This is a genomic window from Corynebacterium sp. HMSC078A10 (genome assembly GCF_001811565.1).
GTDB classification, from domain to species: Bacteria; Actinomycetota; Actinomycetes; order Mycobacteriales; family Mycobacteriaceae; genus Corynebacterium; species Corynebacterium hesseae.
Genome location: NZ_KV805180.1, coordinates 1 through 21,753, shown reverse-complemented (window position 1 = coordinate 21,753; position 21,753 = coordinate 1). Strand labels below are relative to the sequence as shown.

Here is a 21,753-nt window from a genome sequence, read left to right as displayed (position 1 = left end):
GCCACCGGCTCGTCTCATCTCCACCACGGGGTGTTGCGCTGATAGAAGGGGACCCCGGATTTCTGGTTGGAGGTAAGAGCGCGCTAGCCTAAGTGTGATCTCGAACTCCATCCTGTTTCTTTCATTGAGTTTCCTTCGGGGAAGGGAGGTGCTCCATGCCTACCCCGATTGCCGTCGATCACCTCGTGGCCGGCGTACTAGCTGATGTCGCCGCGCGGGAGGCCCGCGTTCCCTTCAAGGAAGTAAAGGCGCGTTCCCGAGACATGGATGCCCCGCGCGATGCTGCACAGGCTTTGCTGCGTCCGGGATGCTCTATCATTACCGAAATAAAGCGCGCCGTACCTTATGGCGGTGAAATTGCGCATTTGGAGAGCCCGCAGTCCGTGGCAGCGTTGGCGCATAGCCTGGAGGAAGCCGGAGTGCATGTGATGGCGTGTCAAACGGATCGCCGCCGCTTCCACGGTTCCCTCGAAGACATGCGGGCGGCCCGGTCCGCCGTTGACATACCGATGCTATGCCGCGACACCATCGTCGACCCCTATCAGATCCATGAGGCGCGGTGCTATGGGGCGGATGCGATTCCCCTGCAAGTGGAGCTGCTCGACCAGGCTCGCCTCGAGTCTCTCCTAGACCGCGTGGAATCTCTCGGCATGACCGCCATCCTGGAAGTTCGTACGTGCGCTGAGGTGGATCGCGTCATTAAGGCAGGGGGAACTGTCGTGGCGATCAACGCGTGGTCTTTGGCCTCCGATGCTATTAATCGGGAGGCCTTTTCTACTATTTCGCCGGGTCTTCCTGAGAGCATGACGCGCATCGCGGTGGGTGGGGTCAATAGCCCGCGAAACGTGTTGTCTTATGCTTCTCAGGGCGCTGATGCCATCTTGGTCGGTGAGTCCATCATGGCTGCCCAAGACCCCATGGCCTTGGCGCGTTCTTTGGTGGCTACCGGCCAGCATCCGGCGTGCCCTTCGCGCAGGACCTAGACGCGTTGTAGTGGGCGTTATTTTCAGGCACACTGTTTCCCGTGCAAATTTACAATCTCGCCAACATTCCCTCTCCGCCGCAAGGCGTGTGGCATCTAGGTCCGGTCCCAATTCGCGCTTATGCCATGTGCATCATCGTCGGCATCCTCGTCGCGATGTGGATGACGCTGCGCCGCTATACCGCCCGCGGTGGAAACCCGGATGTGGTGTGGGATGCGGCCTTGGTGGTGATACCGGCCGGAATTATTGGTGGGCGCCTCTACCACGTGATTACGGATAACGAAAAGTACTTCTGTTCCACGTGCAATCCAGTTGATGCGCTGAAGATTACCAACGGCGGCCTCGGCATTTGGGGCGCAGTGGCGCTAGGCACAATAGCGGTGTGGATCATGTTCAAGGTTAAAGGCATCCCATTGGGGCCATTTGCGGACGCCGTCGCGCCCGGACTTGTCTTGGCCCAAGCTATCGGGCGCTTGGGTAATTGGTTCAATCAGGAGCTCTACGGCCGTGAAACCACGGTTCCGTGGGCCTTGGACATCTACTACCGAGTAAATGACAGCGGCGCGTACGCACCAATCAGCGGACGCTCGACCGGGGAAGTAGTGACCTCAGTGCATCCGACCTTCCTCTATGAACTGCTGTGGAATGTGGCGGTGTGTGTGTTCCTGCTGTGGGCGCACAAGGCGTTCAAACTCGGCCATGGGCGTGTGTTCGCGCTGTACGTTGCCGGATACACGGCGGGGCGCTTCGTTGTAGAAAACATGCGCGCTGATGAGGCCACACACATCTTCGGGTTGCGCGTCAACGTCATCGTTTCGGTGGTCTGCTTCGTTGTTGCGCTCATTGTGTACTTCCGGTTGCCACGTGGGCAGGAGTCACCGGAGGAAGTGGATCCCGCTCGTTCCGCGGAAGTTGAGAAGAATGGTGGCTCCGCAGGCTTTAATTAGGTACAGCTTTCGTAGCGTCTGCCTGTTTTAGGCGCTGAAAACAGAAAAAGTAGCCGGGATCACACACGGTGTTTTTGAGCTCTTATTCGGAAGCCTGAGGTTCCGAATGATGAGTACGAAATGCCCAGATGTGCCCGGTTATTCCCGTTTGTTGCCGAATATTTGGGGCTTTGCTCAGCCCTGGAGAGCACTCGGGACGAGGCTTGAAAACGCGCTATGAGCGTCTTTCGTAGTGGCCGAGACCAGTAAACCGGGGTAGTTTGGGAACCGTTAGAAGCTCCCGATGTGAGTAAGGCATTCCATGTTGGATAGAAGAACCAAAATCGTTTGTACGTTGGGTCCCGCGGTAGCAAGCAAGGAAGGAATCCTTGGCCTCGTTGAAGCGGGCATGGACGTGGCGCGTCTGAACATGTCTCACGGCGAGCACGCGGATCATGAAGCGAACTATCGCTGGGTCCGCGAGGCCACCGATGAGACCGGCCACGCCGTCGGTGTGTTGGCGGACTTGCAGGGTCCGAAGATCCGTCTGGGTCGCTTCATCAACGGTGAAGAGATGTGGAAGGACGGCGAGATCGTCCGCATCACTGTTGAGGACGTGGAAGGCACGCACGACCGCGTGTCCACCACATACAAGAACCTGGCGAAGGACGCGAAGCCGGGTGACCGCCTGCTTATCGACGATGGCAAGGTCGCCGTCGTGTGCAAGGAAGTCGATGGCAACGACGTCGTCTGTGAGGTCACCGAAGGCGGTCCGGTCTCGAACAACAAGGGCGTGTCCCTGCCGGGCATGGACATTTCCGTCCCGGCCCTGTCGGAAAAGGACATCGCAGATCTCCGCTTCGCCTTGAAGCTTGGTGTCGACCTGATTGCTCTGTCCTTCGTGCGTTCCCCGGCCGACGTGGACAAGGTCCACGAGATTATGGATGAGGAAGGCCGCCGCGTTCCGGTCATCGCCAAGCTGGAGAAGCCGGAAGCTGTCGATGCCCTCGAGTCCATCGTGCTGGCATTCGATGCCATCATGATTGCCCGCGGTGACCTCGGCGTCGAGGTGCCGCTGGAGCAGGTTCCGCTGTTCCAGAAGCGCGCCATCCAGATTGCGCGTGAGAACGCCAAGCCGGTAATCGTGGCAACACAGATGCTCGATTCCATGATTTCCAATCTGCGGCCGACCCGCGCGGAGGCGTCCGACGTTGCCAACGCAGTGCTCGACGGCGCCGATGCAGTCATGCTCTCCGGCGAGACGTCCGTGGGCATCGACCCACAGAATGTCGTGCGCACCATGTCCAAGATCGTCGCGAATGCCGAGCAGGGTGGCCGCGTTCCTCCGCTGACGCACGTTCCGCGCACCAAGCGCGGTGTCGTGTCCTACTCCGCACGCGATATCGCTGAGCGCCTTAACGCGAAGGCAATCGTGGCGTTCACCACCTCCGGTGATACCGCAAAGCGCGTGGCTCGTTTGCACTCGCCGCTGCCGCTGCTTGCCTTTACCCCGCACCCGGCCGTGCGCTCGCAGTTGGCTTTGACCTGGGGCGCCGAGACCTTCCTGAGTGAATCGGTGGAGTCCACCGATAACATGATGGAAGCCATCGATGAGGCGCTGCTGGGGATGGATAAGTACAAGGAAGGCGACATGATCGTCGTCATCGCCGGTACGCCTCCTGGAATCTCCGGTAACACCAACATGATTCAGGTCCACGAGCTGGGTCAGACGCTGCGCGATAAGTAGGGCTCTCGCGCAGTAAGGCAACGCCGCCTCACTCGGCCTCTTTCCCGCAATGGCGGAAGGGGGTAATTGAGTGGGGCGGCGCTTTTGCCTTGAAGGAGCCTTGAAGGACTACCCATCTAAGGGTTAATAGGCACTAGCGCGCCTATTAACCCCGTCTACCTAGACGTTGGCGATGGGAGTCGGGGCCAGCTTCCACACCTCGTTGGCGTAGTCGGCGATTGTGCGGTCGGAGGAGAAGCGGCCGGAGTAGCAGATATTAAGCCATGCCTTCTTGGCCCATGCCAGCTCATCAGCGTCATAGTCGGCTGCCATGCGGTCGCGGGTCTCGCGGTAGTCGGCAAAGTCCCCAAGAACGTAGTAGGTGTCCTGGGCGTGCTCGCCAAATCCATCGAGTAACGAGGAGCGAAGATCCCCAAACATGCCCGCATTTTCAGAGCCCAGCGTGCCATCGGTGAAGGCGTCGAGGACGCGTGCCAAGCCCGGAACCGTGTTGTAGAGCTCACCCGGGTTGTACTCGGCGCGCAGCTGCGGGATCTCCTCGTTGCGGGCACCGAAGATGTAGGCGTTTTCTTCGCCCACTGCCTCGACGATCTCCACGTTGGCGCCGTCCATGGTGCCCAAGGTCAGGGCACCGTTCATCATGAACTTCATGTTGGAGGTACCGGAGGCTTCCTTGCCAGCGACGGAAATCTGCTCGGAGACGTCAGCGGCCGGGATGATGTGCTCGGCGGGGGAGACGTTGTAGTTCTCAACGAAGACCACGTTGAGCACGTCCTTGGTGGCTGGGTCGTTGTTGACCACGTCACCGATGGCGTTGATGAGCTTGATGATGGCCTTGGCGCGGACATAGCCCGGGGCGGCCTTCGCGCCGAAGATGAAGGTGCGCTTCGGGACGGTCTCGCCGTCGACCTTGATGCGGAAGTACAGGTCCAGGATGTAGAGTGCGTTCATCAGCTGGCGCTTGTACTCGTGCAGGCGCTTAATCTGGACGTCGAAGATGGAATCCGGGTCCACGGTTGCGCCCTGGTGCGCGTCAATCCAGGCGGCGAAATCCTGCTTGTTGGCGCGCTTGATATTGATGAGTTGGCGCAGTACCTTCTCATCCTCTGCCAAAGGAGCCAGCTTCGCCAGCTCGGTCAGATCGGTGACCCAGGCATCGGAGCCAGCTTGTTCTGTGAGCAGGTCGGACAGGCGCGGGTTGCACATGCGCAGCCAGCGACGCGGGGTCACACCGTTGGTCTTGTTGTTGAACTTCTCCGGCCACAGCTCGTGCCACTCGGAGAGCGTGTCAGCCTTGATGATTTCGGTGTGCAGGGCGGCGACGCCGTTGATGGAGTACGCGGCATAGCAGGCGATCCACGCCATGTGCACGTGGCCGTCGGATACCGGGGCCATGTAGTCGATGCGGCCCTGATCCAAGCCGCGTTGGGCCATGTCCTCGCGGAAGCGGCGGTCGATCTCTTCCACCAGTTCCCAGATGCGCCAGAACAGCTTCTGGAAAATGGACACTTCCCAGCTCTCTAGGGCCTCAGCCAGCACAGTGTGGTTGGTGTAGGCGAAGGTTTCGGTGACGACCTTCCATGCGTCATCCCAGCCCATCCCGTGTTCGTCGAGAAGCAGGCGGAGCAATTCCGGGATGGCCAGCACCGGGTGGGTGTCATTGAGCTGGATGCAGTTGTACTCAGCGAAGCCGGTGAGGTCCTCGCCGTGGTGCTCGATGTAGTTATCGATCATCTGCTGCAGCGAGGCCGAGACGAAGAAGTACTGCTGACGGACGCGTAGGACCTTGCCCTCGTAGGTGGTGTCGTTGGGGTAGAGCACGCGGCAGATATCCATGACACGCTCGCGCTCGACGATGGCCTCGGTGAAGCGCTGCGAGTTGAAAGCATCGTAATCGAATTCATCGATGGGTTCGGACTTCCACAGGCGCAGGGTGCCCACGTTATCGGTGCCATAACCGGTGATCGGCATGTCATAGGGGATGGCGCGCACGTCCATGTCGTCGAAGTGGACTAGGCGCTGCTCGGAAGCGCGGCGAATGATGAAGTCGTAGCCGTTTTCCATCCATGCATCCGGCTCCTCGCGCTGGAAACCGTTGTCGAAGGACTGGCGGAACAAGCCGTAACGGTACAAGAGGCCATAGCCGGTCACCGGGTAGTCCTGGGTGACGGCGGAGTCGAGGAAGCAGGCGGCGAGGCGGCCCAAGCCGCCGTTGCCGAGTGCGGCATCGTGCTCGGCTTCGAGGACATCAGCCAGCTCGTGGCCCGCAGCCTTAGTAGCGGCGCGGGCCTCATCGACGAGACCGACGTTGGTGAGGTTGTTGAGCAGGGCACGACCCTGCAGGAACTCAGCGGAGAAGTAGTGCTGCTGACGAGTGGCGGCGTAGGCGCTGCGGGTGGCCTCCCAATTGTCTGCAATCTGCTCCATCACCGAGGAGGACAGACCGGACCAAAACTTGCGGTCGGTCGCACGAGAGGGGGAGACGCCGGCTGCGGCGCGAACGTGTCCAGGAACTGCGGATTGGAAATCGGAGTGCTGGGGTTGGCTCATGAGAATCCCTTCACTTGAGGCATATAAATGCGGAAAAATACCAACTCCCAAGCTTAACCAGTTCTGTATGCACCTGCAGACCAGGACACTGACCAACGTTTTACGCAGACCGTGATGCCGAGTGGCGTTGGGCACAGAGGCTTAGCGTCCAAGGAAAGACAGAACGGCGGCGGCCCCAGCGCGAGTGGCCGAGCGCATCGTGGGCTCATAGTCCGGTAGGAAGGTGGCCTGGTGGTTAACGGGCGGGTTGTCGAGGAGGTTTTCCGGTGTGGAGCCGATGAACCAGAAGTAATAAGGCACGCCCCAGGCCTGCGGGAGATAGCAAAAGTCCTCGGAGACGGTGGAGGGCGCGGCGGTGACGGAGAGCTTGCCGAAGACCTCGTCGAAGGCGGCGCGAACAGCCTGGTGGGTGGCAGCGTCGTTATCGGTGACCTCGCCGTGAGCGAAGTATTCGAAGGTCGGTGCTGCCGGGCACCCGGACGCCTCGCATTCGGCGCGCACCATGCGCTCGAGGGAGGCGTAGACGCGCTCGGCCAATTCCGGTTTGTAATAACGCGTGTTGAGCACTAGCTCGGCGCCGCCTGGAATGATGTTGTTCTTATCACCCGAATGTAGCTCGCCCACCGAGATGACGAAGAAGTCATGGGGAGGAACTTCGCGGCCGACGATGGCCTGCAGACGCGTGACCACCATGGCGGCCACATAGGAGGGGTCGATGGCCTCGTGCGGCATGGAGGCGTGCGCCGAGCGCCCCGTGATGCGAATGCGAAGGGAGTCGCAGCCGGCCAGGATGGGGCCGGCGGTGGATTGGATTTGCCCAGCGGGGCCCGGCATGACGTGCTGGCCGAAGCACACATCCGGTGCGGGAACGCGCTCGGTGAGCCCGTCGGCGATCATGTATTTGGCACCCATGGACGATTCTTCGGCGGGCTGGAACAGTGCTAGGAAGGTGCCGCGCCAGGCGTTGCGGTGGGCGTCGAGAATCGCGCACGCGCCGAGCAACGCGGTGGCGTGCACATCGTGCCCGCAGGCATGCATCGCGCCGTTGGTCGAGGCGAAGGGTACGCCGGTTTCCTCGGCTACAGGGAGGGCATCGAAATCGGCCCGCATCAGCGCGGTGGGGCCATCCCCATTGCGGAAGATAGCGACGATACCGTGTCCGCCGATGCCGGTGACGAGTTCACAATCGTAGTTTTCTAGTTGTTCCAGAATCCGCCCGGCGGTGCGTTCCTCTTCATGGGAAAGCTCAGGGTGGGCATGCAGATCCTCGTAGAAGGCCCGTTGCCAGCTGAGATCGACGGAATCGTCCACTAAGAGCTCGGTCAGACGGGAAAGTGTGGGATCTGCCATAGTTACTGTCCTCCAAGTTTGGGTAGGGTTACCTACATGCCATTGATTCACTTTGATGTTCTGGTGCCGGATGCCCAAGCCGAGCGTGTGGCCGAAATCTTTAGTACTGCCACCCACAAGCTGGTGGACAATAACTCGCTGGCCTCTGCTGAGGTTACTCGCGTGCACGAGCCCGCACTCCCGGAGGGGCTGGAAGAGCAGCTGCGCCAAACCTACCGGGAGGAGCATGAAGAACGTGACCTCGAAGACGCAAATGTTTACCGCTACGCCATCGACGTCGATGGCGTGAAGGGGTCCGTTAACCAGCTGACCATGGTCCTCGCGCGCCTGTTAACTCCGCATTCGGTCTTGCCGAAGGATCACGTACTGCTGGAGGATGAGCTCGCCCACGAGCGCCCGGCCATCTTCCCGTGGGCGGTGCAGGTAACCCCTTAGTCCTGCAGAGAAGCTTTAGCCCCTTGCAGAGAGCTAGCTCTGTAGAAAGCTGTGGACGAGGCGTTCGGCTGCGGAGCTCAAGCGCTGGGCGACGTCCCCGCGTTCATCCCCGTCGAGCTCCTCTAGGAGCGCGCCTTGCGGCGCCGGTGCCGTAGCGGAGCCAGCGATGATGCCCAGCGTCGGCGGCCCGGTCATCTCCGCCAGCGTGCCCACGACTTTTCCGGTGAGCGATTGATCGTCGAAACGCCCCTCGCCGGTGAGGACGAGATCGGCCTCGGCGATGCGCGCGGGCAGGTCGAGTGCCTCGGCCACATAGCGCCCGCCGGGAACGATGCGGCAGTGCTCCGCCGTGTCCCACAGTGTGCGTGAGAGCCAGTTTAAGGCGATGGGGATGCCGCCGGCGGCACCCAAGAACTCCGCTTGCGGGTCGGTATCCGTAACCTCGCATAGCTTCAGCATCGCGCCGGCGAGCAGTGCCACCTGTTCGCCCTCGGCGCCCTTTTGAGGGCCGTACATCGTCGCGGCCTGGATGGGCACGGCGCGGGTGTCCGTAACCAAGGTGTAGTCCATCATCGCCGCCTTCATGTTGAGCTGTGCGGTGTCGATGTGATCGAGGTTGACCAGCGGGGCGCCGCCTTTGGGCAGGGCGTAGCCGCGGGAATCGTGGGCGGCGGCGCCGAGCGCGGCGAGGATGCCGAGCCCGCCGTCGATGCTGGCGCTGCCGCCAAGTCCCAAGACGATGTGCTTGGCGCCGCGCGATTCGGCGTCGGCAAGCAGCACTCCCGTGCCATAGGAATCCGCGTGGAGCGGATCGAGAGCGTCGGAGACAGCGGGCAGGCCGGTGGCCGCCGCGACGTCGATGAAGGCCGTGTCACCCACGAGCTGGTAGCTGGCCTCGGTGAGGCGCCCGATGGCATCGGTGGTGGGCAGCGTAATGGTCTGGCCCGCCGTACCGTCGCGGTGAACGGCAGCGCTGGCGAGTACCTCCGCGGTGCCCTCGCCACCATCGGCCATAGGGAGAGTGGTTACCTGTGCCGTAGCGGCGTGCGGGGAGGAGCCGAGGGCGCGGCGCGCGCCCAAAGCAATGGCGGCAGCGGCTTCGGCGGCAGTGGCGGTGCCTTTAAAAGAGTCGGGGGCAACAAGTATGCGCATGCACATGAGTATATGGAAGCGGAAACGGGAAAAAATTTTCGCCCTCTGACCTGCCTTTAATAAATTTCCCCGTACGCTCGTCTTGCAATTTAGGTCGATTGATAGAAAACTAGCGGTTGTTCAACGGAGGACGCACCAGCAGCTAAACACGGTGCCGAATGAAAGGATTGCCATGTCCATCGACCAGCAAATCTCCGACTATTACAGCAAGCTTCTCAAGCGCAATGCTGGTGAACCGGAATTCCACCAGGCGCTCGCTGAGGTCCTGGATTCCCTCAAGATCGTCCTCAACAAGGACCCTCACTACGCTGATTATGGCTTGGTCGAGCGGCTGTGCGAACCCGAGCGCCAGCTCATCTTCCGTGTCCCGTGGGTGGATGACAACGGCCAGATTCAGGTCAACCGCGGCTTCCGCGTGCAATTCAACTCGGCCCTCGGCCCGTACAAGGGCGGCCTGCGCTTCCACCCGAGCGTGAACCTGGGCATCATCAAGTTCCTTGGCTTCGAGCAGATTTTTAAGAACTCGCTGACCGGCCTTCCCATCGGCGGCGGCAAAGGCGGTTCTGACTTCGACCCGAAGGGCAAGTCCGAAGCCGAGGTCATGCGCTTTTGCCAGTCCTTCATGACGGAGCTGCACAACCACATCGGTGAGTACCGCGATGTGCCGGCCGGCGATATCGGCGTGGGCGGCCGCGAAATCGGATTCCTGTTTGGCCAGTACCGCCGCTTAGAAAACAAGCACGAGTCCGGGGTCCTCACGGGCAAGGGGCTGACCTGGGGTGGCTCCCTCGTGCGCACTGAGGCCACCGGTTACGGCCTGGTGTATCTGACCTCGGAGATGATGAAGACCCACGGCGAGTCCTTCGACGGCGCCAAAGTCATTGTTTCCGGCTCCGGCAACGTTGCTATCTACGCCGCCGAGAAGGTTCAGCAGCTCGGCGGAACCGTCGTGGCGATGTCCGATTCCTCCGGCTACATCACGACGCCGAACGGCGTGGACTTGGAGCTGCTCAAAGACATCAAGGAAGTACGCCGCGAGCGCATCTCTACCTACGCCGGCGAGGCTGGCGCGGGCGTGGAGTACCACGAGGGCGGCAACGTATGGGAGGTCAGCGCCGACGTTGCCCTGCCGTGTGCGACCCAAAACGAGCTCGACGGCGATGACGCCAAGCTCCTGGTAAAGAACCACATCCGCTACGTTGCTGAGGGTGCAAACATGCCGTGTACCCCGGAAGCCGCGCACTACTTCGGGGAGAGCGGAATCGCCTTCGCGCCGGGCAAGGCCGCGAATGCGGGCGGTGTGGCAACCTCCGCGCTGGAGATGCAGCAGAACGCATCCCGCGACTCCTGGTCCTTCGAGTACACCGACCAGCGCCTGCATGAGATCATGTCCAATATCTTCCGCAACATCGACAAGACCTCCAAGGAATACGGCCTGGAAGGTGACTACGTGGCGGGCGCCAACATTGCCGGCTTCAAGAAGGTGGCCGACGCCATGCTGGCCCAAGGCGTAATCTAGCCGTTTCCTTATCTCTGTATCCGTGCTTAACCTCCTCGCTTGCCGGGGAGGTTTTCGCCATTTCTTCCCGCGTGGGATACGTCGCAGTGTGCGTGCGCTTGGATAGGCTGGTGCCATGTACCGCGTATTTGAGTCCCTCGATGAACTTGTTCGCAATCTGGAACAGGCCTATGCCGTTCCCATGACCTCCAACTGCATGGTTCCGCGCCACGAAATGCTGGCGCTTCTCGACGATCTTCGCAACGCCCTCCCCGTTGAAATGGATGACGCCCAGGACGTCCTAGACAAGCAGGACGAGATCCTCCAGGGTGCTGAGGAGCGCGCGGAGCAGATTATTTCTGAGGCCACCGCCGAGGCCGATGACACCGTTGCCCGTGCGCGTGAGGACTCAGACGCCATGCTTGCCGACGCTCAACACCGCGCCACCACCTTGGTAGCCCAGGCGGAAGATGAGGCCACCAACCTCGTAGAGAACGCACGCTCCGACGCCGAGCGCACCCGCGCCCAGGCGGATGAGGAGTACCAGCGCGCCGTCGCAGCAGGCCAAGCCGAGCAGGACCGTTTGGTCTCTGAATCCGAGGTTGTGCGCCGCGCCGACGATGAGGCGCACCGCATTGTGGAGACCGCGCACTCTGAGTCCAACCGCCTGCGCACCGAGTGCGATGAATTCGTTGACGCCAAGCTCGGGGAGTTCGAGACCACCTTGTCCGATCTCTTGCGTACCGTCAACAACGATCGCTCCGCGCTGCGGCGGGGCGCCGGCGTGCGTTCCCGCGGTGAATCACATGGTGAGGGACGAAGCGCTGTGCGCGAGACCCGGGAGCCTGTGCGCCGTGCGCCGCGTGCGCCCCGTGATTACTAAGCCGAATTGTTGAATTAAGGTGCGGGCAACTACCTAGTGGTGACGCTTCGGCGTAGCCGAAGCGAGGTCGAGTGAAGCGAGGTAGAGTCCTGCGCCGCAGCGCGCGCCTGTTCCGCGCGGCGAATCCGGGCGGCTTCCTTGGCCGGCATGGTGCTTAAGGCTGCGGCCAATCCCGCGGCGACGAGGCCCGACAGTGCATAAAGCACCCACATAATGCCGAAGTCCGTGCCCGTGGTGTGAGGCTCGGGGATGGGGCCCCAGGCGGCGTCGACAAGCAACAGCACCACATCGACCGCACCGACGGTCAGCATCATCACACCAATCCCCATGCCGGCGGCAGAAAAGGACTCGCGCGCGCTCCACGCGATGAGCGCGGCACACAGCGAGAACAGCGCCGATGAGAGTATGACGATAGGCCCAAAATGCAGGGGAAGAAAGGACACCGCGCCCACGGCCAATCCCGCAAGGGCGCTGGCGAGGGCCGCGCGGTGCAGGGAGAGGCCGGCATCGCCGAAAATGCTGGGGCGGACTCGCGTGATGAGGTGGCGGCAGGTCACTCCTACGACGGTCAGGACCACGGCGGGGACAAGGCACTGCAAGGGAAAGCTGAGCGCGAGTTCACGTGCCGTGGCGCCCAGAGACGCCGTGTCGGTCGCGGTGTAGCTCATGGAGTTTTAGGCTAAAAGCCACAGGCGAAAGAATCGAGCCTTGTGGGCAAGCGCTTAAGCGGCTATGACCCAACATTCAGGCCCTTGCCAGTCTAGGGCGCGTGGGTCAGCACAGGGTAAGCTGGTGGGCGTTATGAAATCACCATTGAAGTTCGACGTGACGGAATTGCTCCGCAGCCAAGGAGCTGAAGCGCTGCCTGAGCACCGCGTGCAAACCGGACCCGCCCCCGAGCGCATCGGCGTGGAAATGATCGGCATCCCGGAAGGTGCTGAGGTTAAGGCGGACGCCACCTTGACGCCGTTGGGCTCCGGCGTGTTGGTGGACGCTGATATCACCGGCACCCTCAGCGGCGAATGCGCACGCTGCTTAGCTGAGCTACATCCAGCACTAGATCTCCACGTATCCCAGGTTTTCTCCGCGGATGAGTCCTTCATCAGCGGAGATGAAACAGAGGAAGAGGATCGCGGTTCCGGCGATGAGATCCCCGAGATTGAGGACGGTGTCCTTGACCTCCTGCAGACCGTGATCGATGAGGCAGGTTTGGTGCTTCCTTTCGCGCCGACGTGTGAGGATGGCTGTGAAGTAGATGTTCCCGAAGGCGTGACCACGGGGGTCTCCGGGGAAGAAGAGCGCGTCGATCCGCGGTGGTCTGGGTTGGAGAAATTCCTATGAGCAAGAAGAAGAAACTCACCGGCGAGCAGGCACTTGCCGTAGCATTCGCGGAGGTAGACCACGGTCCGCTGCTCAAGGCACTCGGCGTGGAACTCAACGATGAGCTGCTGTGTTTGGCGCTGACGCACCGTTCCTTTGCCAACGAGAACGGTCACCTGCCCAACAATGAGCGTCTGGAGTTCCTCGGGGACGCGGTCTTGGGCTTGTCCATCGCGGCCAAGCTCTACGAAAAGTTCCCATCGCGCCCCGAATCGGACATCTCGAAGATGCGCGCTTCCATTGTTTCGCGCTACGGCTTGTCTGACGTAGCCCGTGAAATCGGGGTGGGCCAACACGTCCTGTTGGGCAAGGGTGAACAATCTACCGGCGGCCGTGACAAGGACTCCATCTTGGCCGATACCACCGAGGCCATCTTGGGGGCCATCTACCGCCAGCATGGTTTCGAAGTCGCCCGCGGGGTGGTGCTGCGGCTGTTTGCCGCCAAGGTTGAGAACGCCGTGGTATCCGGCCGCCACATGGACTGGAAGACGACCTTGCAGGAGCTGTGCGCCGAGCTGAAGGCAGCGATGCCCGTGTATTCGGCCACCTCGACCGGCCCCGAGCACGATCAGACCTTTAATGCCGTTGCCACGGTGGCCGGTTTGACCGTGGGTAGGGGAACGGGACACAACAAGAAGCTTGCGGAGCAGCAGGCGGCGGAAGAAGCCTGCCAGGCGCTGCGTGAGACCCCGTTGCTGGTGCAGGGCACCGCCGGCAAAGAGAACTAACCCACGAGGACTCGATGCCAGAGCTGCCTGAAGTTGAGTCCGTCCGCCGCGGGCTCGAGCCCTACGTCGTGGGGCGATCCTTCGCGGCGGTCGATGTCCTTCACCCGCGCGCCAATCGCAAGCAGGAGGCACCGCTGTCCGCGCTGCTCGTGGGCAGGAGGATCGCCGCGGTGGCGCGCCGCGGCAAGTTCATGTGGCTGGAGTTTGCCGATGAGGACCGCACTGATCCTGCCCGCGATGTGCTCTTTATCCACCTCGGAATGTCGGGGCAGGTGCGGATCGGTGAGGTGGATTCACCCCACGTGCGCATCGCCGCCGTGCTTGACGACGCCACCCGCATCAGCTTCGTCGACCAGCGCACTTTTGGCTATTGGCATCTCGGCCCGTGGCTCACCATGGCGCATATCGCGCCCGATCCCCTCGAAGCAGACTTTGACCTCACCGCGGCGGGGAGGCGCCTGCGCGCAAAACGTACGGCGGTGAAAGTTGCCCTGCTGGATCAAACTGTGCTCAGCGGAGTGGGCAATATCTATGCGGATGAGGCGCTGTGGGCGGCTCAGATTTCTCCGTTGAAGAAGGCCAGCGCCCTGCGGCAGCGCGATGCCGTCGCGGTGATTTCCGCGGCCACCGACGTTATGCGCTCCGCCCTTGAGGTTGGCGGGACCAGCTTTGACGCGCTGTACGTCAACGTCAACGGCGAATCCGGGTATTTTGACCGTTCCTTGCATGCCTATGGGCGTGGCGGGCAGCCCTGTGATCGCTGCGGCGAGGACATCGTGAAAACCGTGTTGGGCGGGCGCGGTACCCACTATTGCCCGTCCTGTCAGCGCCGTGGGGTGGGGAAGTAGTTAGGCTCCAACTAGGCCGATGGCGGGGGTTGTCACTAGTGTGTAACGTATGCAAGAAATCTTCAGCACCGTGATCGGTGTCATTAACGACAGCCTGTGGTCCTATGTCCTGCCATGGCTGCTTATCGCTGCTGGCCTTTACTTCGGTATCCGCACCGCTTTGGTGCAGGTCCGCATGGTGCCGGATATGTTCAAAGCGGTCGTCGAAAAGCCCAAGGGGGTCGGCGTCGATGAGGACGCCGATTACGGCGGTATTTCTGCCTTCAAGGCGTTCACCATCTCGGCGGCGTCGCGTGTGGGCACCGGCAACGTCGCGGGTGTGGCCGTAGCAATTTCTGTGGGCGGGCCCGGCGCTGTGTTCTGGATGTGGCTCATCGCCATCCTGGGTGGCGCAACTGCGTTCGTGGAGTCCACGCTGGCCCAGTTGTGGAAGGTCCGCGAGGGGGATACCTACCGCGGCGGCCCGGCCTACTACATGTCCCGCGGTCTGGGCTGGAAGCCCTTGGCAACCATTTTCTCCGTCGCCATCGCCATTACTTTTGGTTGGTTCTACAACGCTTTCCAGACCAACGCTATCTCTGATTCCTTGGCGGCCTCCTTCGGACAGGATTCCGGTGCCTTCAAGGCGGGCGTGGGTATTGCCGTCGTTGCCGTAGCTGGCCTCATCATTATCGGTGGTGTTCAGCGCATCGCCTCGATGACTCAGTTCATCGTGCCGTTTATGGCCGGTGCCTACCTCATCATGGGCTTCATCGTGGTGGTCCTTAACTTTGACAAGGTGCCGGACATGTTTGTCTCCATCGTCGGCTCTGCCTTCGGCTTCCGTGAGGCTGCTGGCGCGACACTGGGCATGGCCATGCTGAAGGGCATCCAGCGCGGCCTGTTCTCCAACGAGGCCGGCGAAGGCTCGGCGCCGAACGCGGCAGCAACGGCGACGGTCTCCCACCCTGTGAAGCAGGGCCTTGTGCAGACCCTCGGCGTGTACTTCGACACCCTGGTGGTGTGTACGATTACCGCCTTCATCATTCTGCTGGGCACCGAGTTCGAGACCTTTGGCTCCGACGCGATTGAGGGCGTGACCCTCACCCAGAACGCGCTGTCCAATGTGGTCGGCGAGTGGGGTATCCACTTCGTCACGTTCATCCTGTTCTTCTTGGCATTCTCCTCGATTCTGGGTAACTACTACCTTGCCGAGTCCAACGTGGAGTACCTCTCCGGGAAGAAGTGGGTGCTGTGGACCTTCCGCCTCATCGTGTTGGCTTTCGTCTTCTACGGTGCGGTGGCCCCGCTGGGCACCGTGTTCGACCTGGCGGATACGGGTGCCGCCATCATGGTGTTGCTCAACGTGTGCGCCATCGTGCCGCTGTGCGGCGTGGCCATCAAGCTGCTGAAGAACTACAACGAGCAGCGCCGCAAGGGCCTGGATCCCGTCTTCCACCGTGATATGCTGCCGGAACTGCAGAACGTCGAGTGCTGGGATGGTACCGATCCTGTGACGCGCCGCAGCGCGGAGGACCGCCGCCGTCTCGATCACGAATTCGACTTGAGCGACCGCACAAACTTGAGGGAGTACTAGATGGCAGGCACAGCAGCAGCCTCTGCGGGACATGAACGCCTCACAGCTTTCGTACTTGGCCACGTCCAAGGCGTGGGCTTTCGCTGGTGGACGCGTTCCCGGGCCCTCGAACTAGGGCTGGCTGGGCACGCGACGAACCTTCAGGACGGACGCGTCCAGGTGGTTGCTGAAGGCCCGCGAGCTGACTGCGAGAAGCTGCTGTCCTTGCTGCGCGAAGAACCATCAACCACGCGCCGCCCGGGCGTTGTGAACGCCGTGGTGGAGCAGTGGGCCGCACCGCGCGGTGAGTCGGGCTTTATCGAGCGCTAAACTAAGTCGAATGCACCTCAAATCGCTCACGCTCAAGGGATTCAAGTCTTTTGCGTCCGCGACGAACCTGAAATTCGAGCCCGGTATCTGTGCCGTGGTGGGCCCGAATGGCTCGGGTAAATCTAACGTCGTCGACGCACTGGCGTGGGTCATGGGTGAAGGCAGCGCCAAGACGCTGCGCGGCGGCAAGATGCAGGACGTCATCTTTGCCGGCGCCGGTGAGCGCAAGGCCCTTGGCCGCGCTGAGGTCACACTGACCATCGATAACTCCGATGGCGCATTGCCCATCGAGTACTCGGAGGTCTCCGTCACCCGCCGCATGTACCGGGATGGCGCGAGCGAGTATGAGATCAATGGGTCAAAGGCCCGCCTCATGGATATCCAAGAGCTGCTGTCGGATTCCGGCATTGGCCGCGAGATGCACATCATCGTGGGCCAAGGAAAACTGGCGGAGATCCTGGAGTCCCGACCAGAAGATCGTCGCGCTTATATTGAGGAAGCTGCGGGCGTGCTCAAGCACCGCCGCCGCAAGGAAAAGGCGCAGCGCAAGCTCACGGGCATGCAGGCCAACCTGGACCGCCTGCAAGACCTGACCGATGAGCTGGGAAAACAGCTCAAGCCGCTGGCCCGCCAGGCGGAGGCCGCCCAACGCGCAGCCACTGTGCAAGCGGATTTGCGCGATGCTCGCCTGCGCCTCGCCGGTGACCGTGTGGTCAGGTTGCGTGCCACGTTCGAGGATGCCGAGAAACGCGCTGTGGTGCTCGCCGAGCAGGTCGAGGAAGTCACGGCGCAGCTGGAAGAGGCCACGGAAATTCAGCTCGAGGTAGAGGCCGAGTTGGGGGATGTCACGCCGCGCGCGGAGGCCGCGCAGAAGTTGTGGTTCGAGCTATCGACGCTGAGCGAACGCATCTCTGCCACGCAGCGTATTGCGGCCGAGCGCGCCAGCAACGTCGGATCCCAGGTGGCCTATGCCGGCCAGGATCCGGAGGAGCTGGAGGCGCGCGCCCGGCGTGCCGACGAGGAGCACGACGAGCTGCTGGCCGCGGCCGAAGAAGCAGCGGAGCGCTTGGAATCGATCCGGGAGGAAGTGGCTGAGCGCCGGGAAGCCTTCGAGGCCGCGGACAAGGAACATATGGCGCAGCTGCGCGCCATTGCGGATCGTCGCGAAGGCGTGGTCCGCCTCATCGCGGCCGAGGAAAACCTGGCGGGCCAGGTAAGCTCCGCGGAATCCGAGTTGGCGCGCCAGGAAGAAACCCTGGCGAACACGAAGGCGCGCACCAGGGGAGCGCAGGTGGAGGCCGATGAGGTAGCGGACAAACTAGAGCACCTGGCTGCCGAGCGTGAGCCGCTGGAAGAAGCGCACGTACGCGCGGCCAGCGAGTCCGCCGCGGCCGATAAACGCTTGGAGCAGCTGCGCGATGCCCAGCGGGAGCGCGAGCGTACCGTGTACAGCCTGCGAGCCCGGATCGATACGCTGGGCCAGACTGCTCCGGAAGCGCTCGAGCTGGGGGAGGGGTTTAAACCTCTCGCGGAGTTCATCTCTACGCGTTATGAAACGGCCGTCGCGGCGGCACTCGGCTCCTTCGCGGAGGCGCAGGCCGGTGCGGTGAGCATGGACATCGTGGGTGAACTCGCTGAGGCGAGCCGCACTCCGCTGATCGACGTCTCCACGGAACCTACTGGTTCAGCCTGGCGCCTTGACGCGGACCTGCCTTCCGGTGCTAGCTGGTTGCTCGACCAGATGGTCTTGGTCCCGGAAGTATCGGCGGCGGTGACGCGGCTGCTCTCCGACGTCGTTTTGGTGGATGACTATGCCGCGGCCCGCGAGCTCATTGCTGAGGATCCGCGCCTGCGGGCCGTCACCGCCGAGGGCTTGCTGGTTGGTGAAGGCTGGGTCGAGGCCGGAACTGGTGCCGTCTCCACGGTCGAGGTGAGCGGCCAGATTGCAGAAGCCGAGCAACAGCTGGAAACCGCCACCCACGAGCTGGAGGAGCTATCAGGCACGCTGGAAGGAGCGAAGCTAGCCGCCGATGATGCCCGGGTAGGTGCGGCGAGCGCTAAGGCCGCGTTGCGCGAGCATGATCACGAGCTTGAGGCGTGGAAGCGCGACCACCAGCGCTTGCTCAAGCAGTATGAGGCGAACAAGGCGGAGCACGAAAAGGCTGCCGCTCGCGCCACGGACATCGAGGTGCAGTTGGCCCGCCTGCGCGAAGAACTCGCGGAGGCTCGTGACCGCTTGTCGCGCGTGGACGCTGATGAGCAAGCGGATGAACCTTCCTCGGTGGAACGCGATGCAGCCTCGGCCGCCCTTGAACAGGTCAAGGCCATGGAGGTAGAGGCTCAACTGGCGGCCCGCAGCGCGGAGGAAAAGGTAGGCCAGGCAGCCGGCAAGGGAGAGGCCCTGCGGCGCCAAGCCCAACACGAGCGCCAGGCCAAGGCCCGCCACGATCAAGCGATGGCCCGCCGGCAGGCACAGGCGCGGTTGGCGGGGGCCGTCAACAAGCATGCCCAGGACCTCGCCGCCCGCACTACCCAGGCACTCGAGCGCGCAGCTGAAAAACGCGATGAGCTAGTGACCCAGCGCGGCGTGCTGCAGGGGCGTGCGCAGTCGGCGAAGCAGGCGGTCTCCGCTACCCGCCAGCAGCTCGATCGCCTGACCGATTCCGCGCACAACTCGGAGATTGCCCGCAGCCAGGCACAGGTGCGCGTGGATGAGGCCGAGGGCAAAATCGTGGAACAACTCGGCATTGCTATCCCGGACTTGCTCAAGGACTACACCCCGGGCGAGGACTTCGATCGCTCCGCCGAGACCAAGCGGTTGAAGCAGGCCGAGAAGGACCTCAACTCCTTGGGCAAGGTCAACCCGCTGGCCTTGGAGGAGTATAAGGCGCTCGAGGAGCGCTATAGCTTCCTGTCCACGCAATTAGATGACGTGATTCAGGCCCGCAAGGATCTGACTGGCGTTATCGAAGACGTGGATGCGCAAATCTTGCAGCTGTTCACGGACGCCTGGCATGACGTGGAAGCGGAGTTTCCCAAGGTTTTCCAGACGCTGTTCCCAGGAGGCGAGGGTCGCCTCATCCTCACGGAGCCGGACGACATGCTGGCTACCGGCATCGAGGTGGAGGCCCGCCCACCGGGTAAGAAAGTCAAACGATTGTCGCTGCTCTCGGGCGGTGAGAAGTCCCTGACTGCACTGGCCATGCTCGTGGCGATTTTCCGCGCGCGCCCCTCACCGTTCTACGTCATGGATGAGGTGGAAGCCGCGCTTGACGACGTCAACCTGCGCCGCCTCATTGCACTTTTCGAGGAACTGCGTAAGGATTCTCAGCTCATCGTCATTACCCACCAGAAACCGACGATGGACGTGGCCAACGTTCTTTACGGCGTGACGATGCGCGGCGATGGCGTAACGCGCGTGATTTCGCAGCGCATGTCCCGCGCCGGTGAGGCACCGGGCACGGCTCAAGCCGCCGAGGATGCCACGCGCCTTGGAGTGGACGCTCCGCGCTAACGGCGGGCATCGTCTGTGCGTCTCCATCGACATGCTGGAGGCAACTGTCAAAAGGCATCAGTCATAAGGCGTTTTCACGGCTGAAAACGCCATTTACTCATGGCGGAATCAAGCGGTGGATGCGCCACGCTTGAATAGTTCGTTGAGTATTTCACGTGGGGTTGCGCCGAGGATTTGTCGGGGTGTTTCGTTGAGCTCATTTTGCACCCACGCGACATGTTCGGGTGTGACGGTGGCAAAGTCGGTGCCCTTTTTGTAGAACCTGCGCCTGATCTCGCCGTTGGTGTTCTCGTTGGTTGGTCTCTGCCACGGTGAGTGCGGTTCACAGAAAAACACCTGGCAGCCGTCTTTAATCTGGACTTGTGCTGTGACAGCCATTTCTGCGCCTTGGTCCCATGTGATGGTCTTTAGCTGCTCGGTGTTGAGGTCTTTGACCATGTCCTGCAGGGTTGCGACCACGGTGTGTGAACTGTGCTCATCGGGAAGGTGTCCAAGCAGGGTGTAACGGCTGGTGCGCTCTACTAGGGTAATCAGCGCGCTTTTGCCACCTTTACCAATAACAAGGTCGCCCTCCCAGTGCCCGGGGATAGCCCTGTCATCAGCTTCCGGGCTGCGGTGGGTGATCTCAGCACCTTTGATCCAAGGGCGACCGGTTAACACGCCAGCGTTTCGGGCACGACGCTTGCGTGTTGCGCCGCCGCGGATAAGTACGTCTTTAGTCTTCATGACTGCTTCAAGCTCGGCTCGCAGGCTGCCTTTGCCTTGAATGTATAAGGCACTGTAGATCGTTTCGTGGGAAATACGCATGCTTTCATCATCGCTGAAAGCATGCTCAAGCCATGCACTAATGCGCCCAGGTGACCACCTGCGGGCAAGGCAATCGACCATTACACCCCGAAGCGTTGGGCTTTCATCGAGCTTGCGTAGTTTTGGCCGCACCATCCGACCAGCAGTAGAAACAGCAGCGTTGTGGGCGTTATATCGCAGCTGCTCTGTGCTGTCCTCATCGACGATCTTCCAACCATTACGGGTGATTTCACGGGCGACGACACTGTGGTGCCTATTTATTTTCTGCGCGATGGCTCGTGCCGAATCACCGACACGACATCCCGCTTCAATAGCAACACGGTCTTCAACAGTAAGCCTGCGACCACGCCCTACCACGCCCTGTTTATCTAAAGCGGCGCTAGGAAATCCATCAACGGCTTGAGTTTTCATCGGTGCTGGCATAACAGAATCTTTACCCAGCTTCTTGCCTGTATCTGGCAAAGACACCACCGCCTCATCAGGCGTTCGACGGTGTCGCTGCCGGCGTAACTTCGCATACCGCTGCTTCCTTATCCACCCATACACGGTAGAAGGATGCACACCGATAGCATCAGCCACTGTCTGACAGCTCTCACCAGCAAGCACTCGCTCCACGGCCTGGGCACGTTCATCAGGTGACAAGTGGGCGCGTCTAGGCCGCACTTCGATTACACCAGCTTTCTTTAACCTGCTGTGAAGCAAGCCAGTCGATATTCCAACAGTCTGTGCTGCTTGATTGATCGACATACCTGCACGCACCAACCCAACAGCCTCACGGACAAACGGATCACGCAAACGACTCGCACGCCTGCCGGGAGGTTCGACACCTCTTCCCCTCAACCAACCGTAAACCGATTCGGGGCCTACACCGACATCACGCGCGACCAGGCTAACTGCCTCGCCTGCAGCCACTCGCTCAACGGCAGCATCCTTAACATCCTTCGGAGTCCAACGCGTCACAACTACCTCCCGGTCGAAGTGGCGCATTCACCCCTTGACAGCACGCATTGCAGATGGCGTTTTTAGACCCAAAGATGAAGTGTCCCAGGTTTTGTTCCGTTTGAGTA

16 protein-coding genes and 2 pseudogenes are annotated in these 21,753 nt (G+C 61.6%); 12 read left to right on the top strand and 6 right to left on the bottom strand.

The window, feature by feature from the left end:
• Nucleotides 1-155 precede the first annotated feature (155 nt).
• The 3 genes from HMPREF2808_RS01065 to pyk all read left to right on the top strand — a co-directional run bounded on the left by HMPREF2808_RS01065 (nucleotide 156) and on the right by pyk (nucleotide 3,656).
• The gene (locus HMPREF2808_RS01065) at nucleotides 156-983 is read left to right on the top strand and encodes an indole-3-glycerol phosphate synthase TrpC (RefSeq protein ID WP_070519958.1); all 828 of its coding nucleotides are present in this window, start codon (nucleotides 156-158) and stop codon (nucleotides 981-983) included.
• Between the two features lie 41 nt (nucleotides 984-1,024).
• Nucleotides 1,025-1,930: a prolipoprotein diacylglyceryl transferase gene (gene lgt / locus HMPREF2808_RS01060; RefSeq protein ID WP_070623166.1), complete on the top strand. Its 906-nt coding sequence runs from the start codon at nucleotides 1,025-1,027 to the stop codon at nucleotides 1,928-1,930.
• A gap of 304 nt (nucleotides 1,931-2,234) precedes the next feature.
• On the top strand, nucleotides 2,235-3,656 hold the full coding sequence (pyk, locus tag HMPREF2808_RS01055; RefSeq protein ID WP_070520168.1) for a pyruvate kinase: 1,422 nt from the start codon (nucleotides 2,235-2,237) through the stop codon (nucleotides 3,654-3,656).
• Nucleotides 3,657-3,815: 159 nt separating this feature from the next.
• Here the strand turns inward: pyk and HMPREF2808_RS01050 are convergent, their stop codons facing one another.
• Both HMPREF2808_RS01050 and HMPREF2808_RS01045 read right to left on the bottom strand, forming a co-directional pair.
• Nucleotides 3,816-6,206, bottom strand: coding sequence for a glycogen/starch/alpha-glucan phosphorylase (locus HMPREF2808_RS01050; protein WP_070565513.1), 2,391 nt, complete (start codon nucleotides 6,204-6,206; stop codon nucleotides 3,816-3,818).
• 141 nt (nucleotides 6,207-6,347) lie between these two features.
• Nucleotides 6,348-7,556: an amidohydrolase gene (locus HMPREF2808_RS01045; protein ID WP_070623163.1), complete on the bottom strand. Its 1,209-nt coding sequence runs from the start codon at nucleotides 7,554-7,556 to the stop codon at nucleotides 6,348-6,350.
• 36 nt (nucleotides 7,557-7,592) lie between these two features.
• On the opposite strand from HMPREF2808_RS01045, the gene HMPREF2808_RS01040 reads away from it, so the two are divergent.
• Nucleotides 7,593-7,991, top strand: a complete 399-nt coding sequence (locus HMPREF2808_RS01040; RefSeq protein WP_070596871.1) for a hypothetical protein — start codon at nucleotides 7,593-7,595, stop codon at nucleotides 7,989-7,991.
• Nucleotides 7,992-8,024: 33 nt separating this feature from the next.
• On the opposite strand, the gene HMPREF2808_RS01035 is transcribed toward HMPREF2808_RS01040, so the two are convergent.
• Entirely contained in the window at nucleotides 8,025-9,143 is a 1,119-nt protein-coding gene (locus HMPREF2808_RS01035) for a glycerate kinase (RefSeq protein WP_070623160.1), read from the bottom strand.
• A gap of 172 nt (nucleotides 9,144-9,315) precedes the next feature.
• On the opposite strand from HMPREF2808_RS01035, the gene gdhA reads away from it, so the two are divergent.
• Together gdhA and HMPREF2808_RS01025 are read left to right on the top strand one after the other, a co-directional pair.
• Nucleotides 9,316-10,662: an NADP-specific glutamate dehydrogenase gene (gene gdhA / locus HMPREF2808_RS01030; protein ID WP_070533237.1), complete on the top strand. Its 1,347-nt coding sequence runs from the start codon at nucleotides 9,316-9,318 to the stop codon at nucleotides 10,660-10,662.
• A 115-nt stretch (nucleotides 10,663-10,777) separates the two neighbouring features.
• Nucleotides 10,778-11,524 carry a DivIVA domain-containing protein gene (locus HMPREF2808_RS01025; RefSeq protein WP_070519973.1) on the top strand — a complete coding sequence of 249 codons (747 nt, stop codon included), beginning with the start codon at nucleotides 10,778-10,780 and terminating at the stop codon, nucleotides 11,522-11,524.
• Nucleotides 11,525-11,553: 29 nt separating this feature from the next.
• On the opposite strand, the gene HMPREF2808_RS01020 is transcribed toward HMPREF2808_RS01025, so the two are convergent.
• On the bottom strand, nucleotides 11,554-12,192 hold the full coding sequence (locus HMPREF2808_RS01020; protein WP_246818489.1) for a hypothetical protein: 639 nt from the start codon (nucleotides 12,190-12,192) through the stop codon (nucleotides 11,554-11,556).
• Between the two features lie 133 nt (nucleotides 12,193-12,325).
• Here HMPREF2808_RS01020 and HMPREF2808_RS01015 point away from each other — a divergent pair, with 133 nt between their 5' ends.
• From HMPREF2808_RS01015 to smc, 6 genes are read left to right on the top strand one after another with little or no spacing between them, the layout of a single operon-like run.
• A complete protein-coding gene (locus HMPREF2808_RS01015; RefSeq protein WP_070623389.1) occupies nucleotides 12,326-12,865 on the top strand; it encodes a YceD family protein in 540 nt (179 codons plus the stop codon).
• Nucleotides 12,862-13,632, top strand: coding sequence for a ribonuclease III (rnc, locus tag HMPREF2808_RS01010; RefSeq protein WP_070519978.1), 771 nt, complete (start codon nucleotides 12,862-12,864; stop codon nucleotides 13,630-13,632). The genes HMPREF2808_RS01015 and rnc overlap by 4 nt, the downstream gene beginning before the upstream one ends.
• A 14-nt stretch (nucleotides 13,633-13,646) precedes the next feature.
• Nucleotides 13,647-14,480, top strand: coding sequence for a bifunctional DNA-formamidopyrimidine glycosylase/DNA-(apurinic or apyrimidinic site) lyase (gene mutM, locus HMPREF2808_RS01005; protein ID WP_070533235.1), 834 nt, complete (start codon nucleotides 13,647-13,649; stop codon nucleotides 14,478-14,480).
• 49 nt (nucleotides 14,481-14,529) lie between these two features.
• Nucleotides 14,530-16,056, top strand: a complete 1,527-nt coding sequence (locus HMPREF2808_RS01000; protein WP_070623157.1) for an alanine/glycine:cation symporter family protein — start codon at nucleotides 14,530-14,532, stop codon at nucleotides 16,054-16,056.
• Nucleotides 16,057-16,365, top strand: coding sequence for an acylphosphatase (locus tag HMPREF2808_RS00995; protein WP_070623154.1), 309 nt, complete (start codon nucleotides 16,057-16,059; stop codon nucleotides 16,363-16,365).
• Nucleotides 16,366-16,375: 10 nt separating this feature from the next.
• On the top strand, nucleotides 16,376-19,879 hold the full coding sequence (gene smc, locus HMPREF2808_RS00990; protein WP_070623151.1) for a chromosome segregation protein SMC: 3,504 nt from the start codon (nucleotides 16,376-16,378) through the stop codon (nucleotides 19,877-19,879).
• A 108-nt stretch (nucleotides 19,880-19,987) separates the two neighbouring features.
• Here smc and HMPREF2808_RS12860 read toward each other — a convergent pair.
• Both HMPREF2808_RS12860 and HMPREF2808_RS13655 read right to left on the bottom strand, forming a co-directional pair.
• A pseudogene (locus HMPREF2808_RS12860) lies at nucleotides 19,988-21,204 on the bottom strand (IS30 family transposase).
• Nucleotides 21,205-21,223: 19 nt separating this feature from the next.
• Nucleotides 21,224-21,433: pseudogene (locus tag HMPREF2808_RS13655) on the bottom strand (helix-turn-helix domain-containing protein); the annotation flags it as partial.
• Between the last annotated feature and the right edge of the window lie 320 nt (nucleotides 21,434-21,753).

Excerpts from the sequence above, each read along its gene's own strand:
- gdhA (WP_070533237.1), top strand. The coding sequence starts at position 9,316 with ATGTCCATCGACCAGCAAATCTCCGACTATTACAGCAAGCTTCTCAAG.
- HMPREF2808_RS01065 (WP_070519958.1), top strand. The coding sequence starts at position 156 with ATGCCTACCCCGATTGCCGTCGATCACCTCGTGGCCGGCGTACTAGCT.
- HMPREF2808_RS01050 (WP_070565513.1), bottom strand. The coding sequence starts at position 6,206 with ATGAGCCAACCCCAGCACTCCGATTTCCAATCCGCAGTTCCTGGACAC.
- rnc (WP_070519978.1), top strand. The coding sequence starts at position 12,862 with ATGAGCAAGAAGAAGAAACTCACCGGCGAGCAGGCACTTGCCGTAGCA.
- HMPREF2808_RS01035 (WP_070623160.1), bottom strand. The coding sequence starts at position 9,143 with ATGCGCATACTTGTTGCCCCCGACTCTTTTAAAGGCACCGCCACTGCC.
- smc (WP_070623151.1), top strand. The coding sequence starts at position 16,376 with ATGCACCTCAAATCGCTCACGCTCAAGGGATTCAAGTCTTTTGCGTCC.
- HMPREF2808_RS01015 (WP_070623389.1), top strand. The coding sequence starts at position 12,326 with ATGAAATCACCATTGAAGTTCGACGTGACGGAATTGCTCCGCAGCCAA.
- HMPREF2808_RS00995 (WP_070623154.1), top strand. The coding sequence starts at position 16,057 with ATGGCAGGCACAGCAGCAGCCTCTGCGGGACATGAACGCCTCACAGCT.
- HMPREF2808_RS01045 (WP_070623163.1), bottom strand. The coding sequence starts at position 7,556 with ATGGCAGATCCCACACTTTCCCGTCTGACCGAGCTCTTAGTGGACGAT.
- HMPREF2808_RS01000 (WP_070623157.1), top strand. The coding sequence starts at position 14,530 with ATGCAAGAAATCTTCAGCACCGTGATCGGTGTCATTAACGACAGCCTG.
- mutM (WP_070533235.1), top strand. The coding sequence starts at position 13,647 with ATGCCAGAGCTGCCTGAAGTTGAGTCCGTCCGCCGCGGGCTCGAGCCC.
- HMPREF2808_RS01040 (WP_070596871.1), top strand. The coding sequence starts at position 7,593 with ATGCCATTGATTCACTTTGATGTTCTGGTGCCGGATGCCCAAGCCGAG.
- HMPREF2808_RS01020 (WP_246818489.1), bottom strand. The coding sequence starts at position 12,192 with ATGAGCTACACCGCGACCGACACGGCGTCTCTGGGCGCCACGGCACGT.
- HMPREF2808_RS01025 (WP_070519973.1), top strand. The coding sequence starts at position 10,778 with ATGTACCGCGTATTTGAGTCCCTCGATGAACTTGTTCGCAATCTGGAA.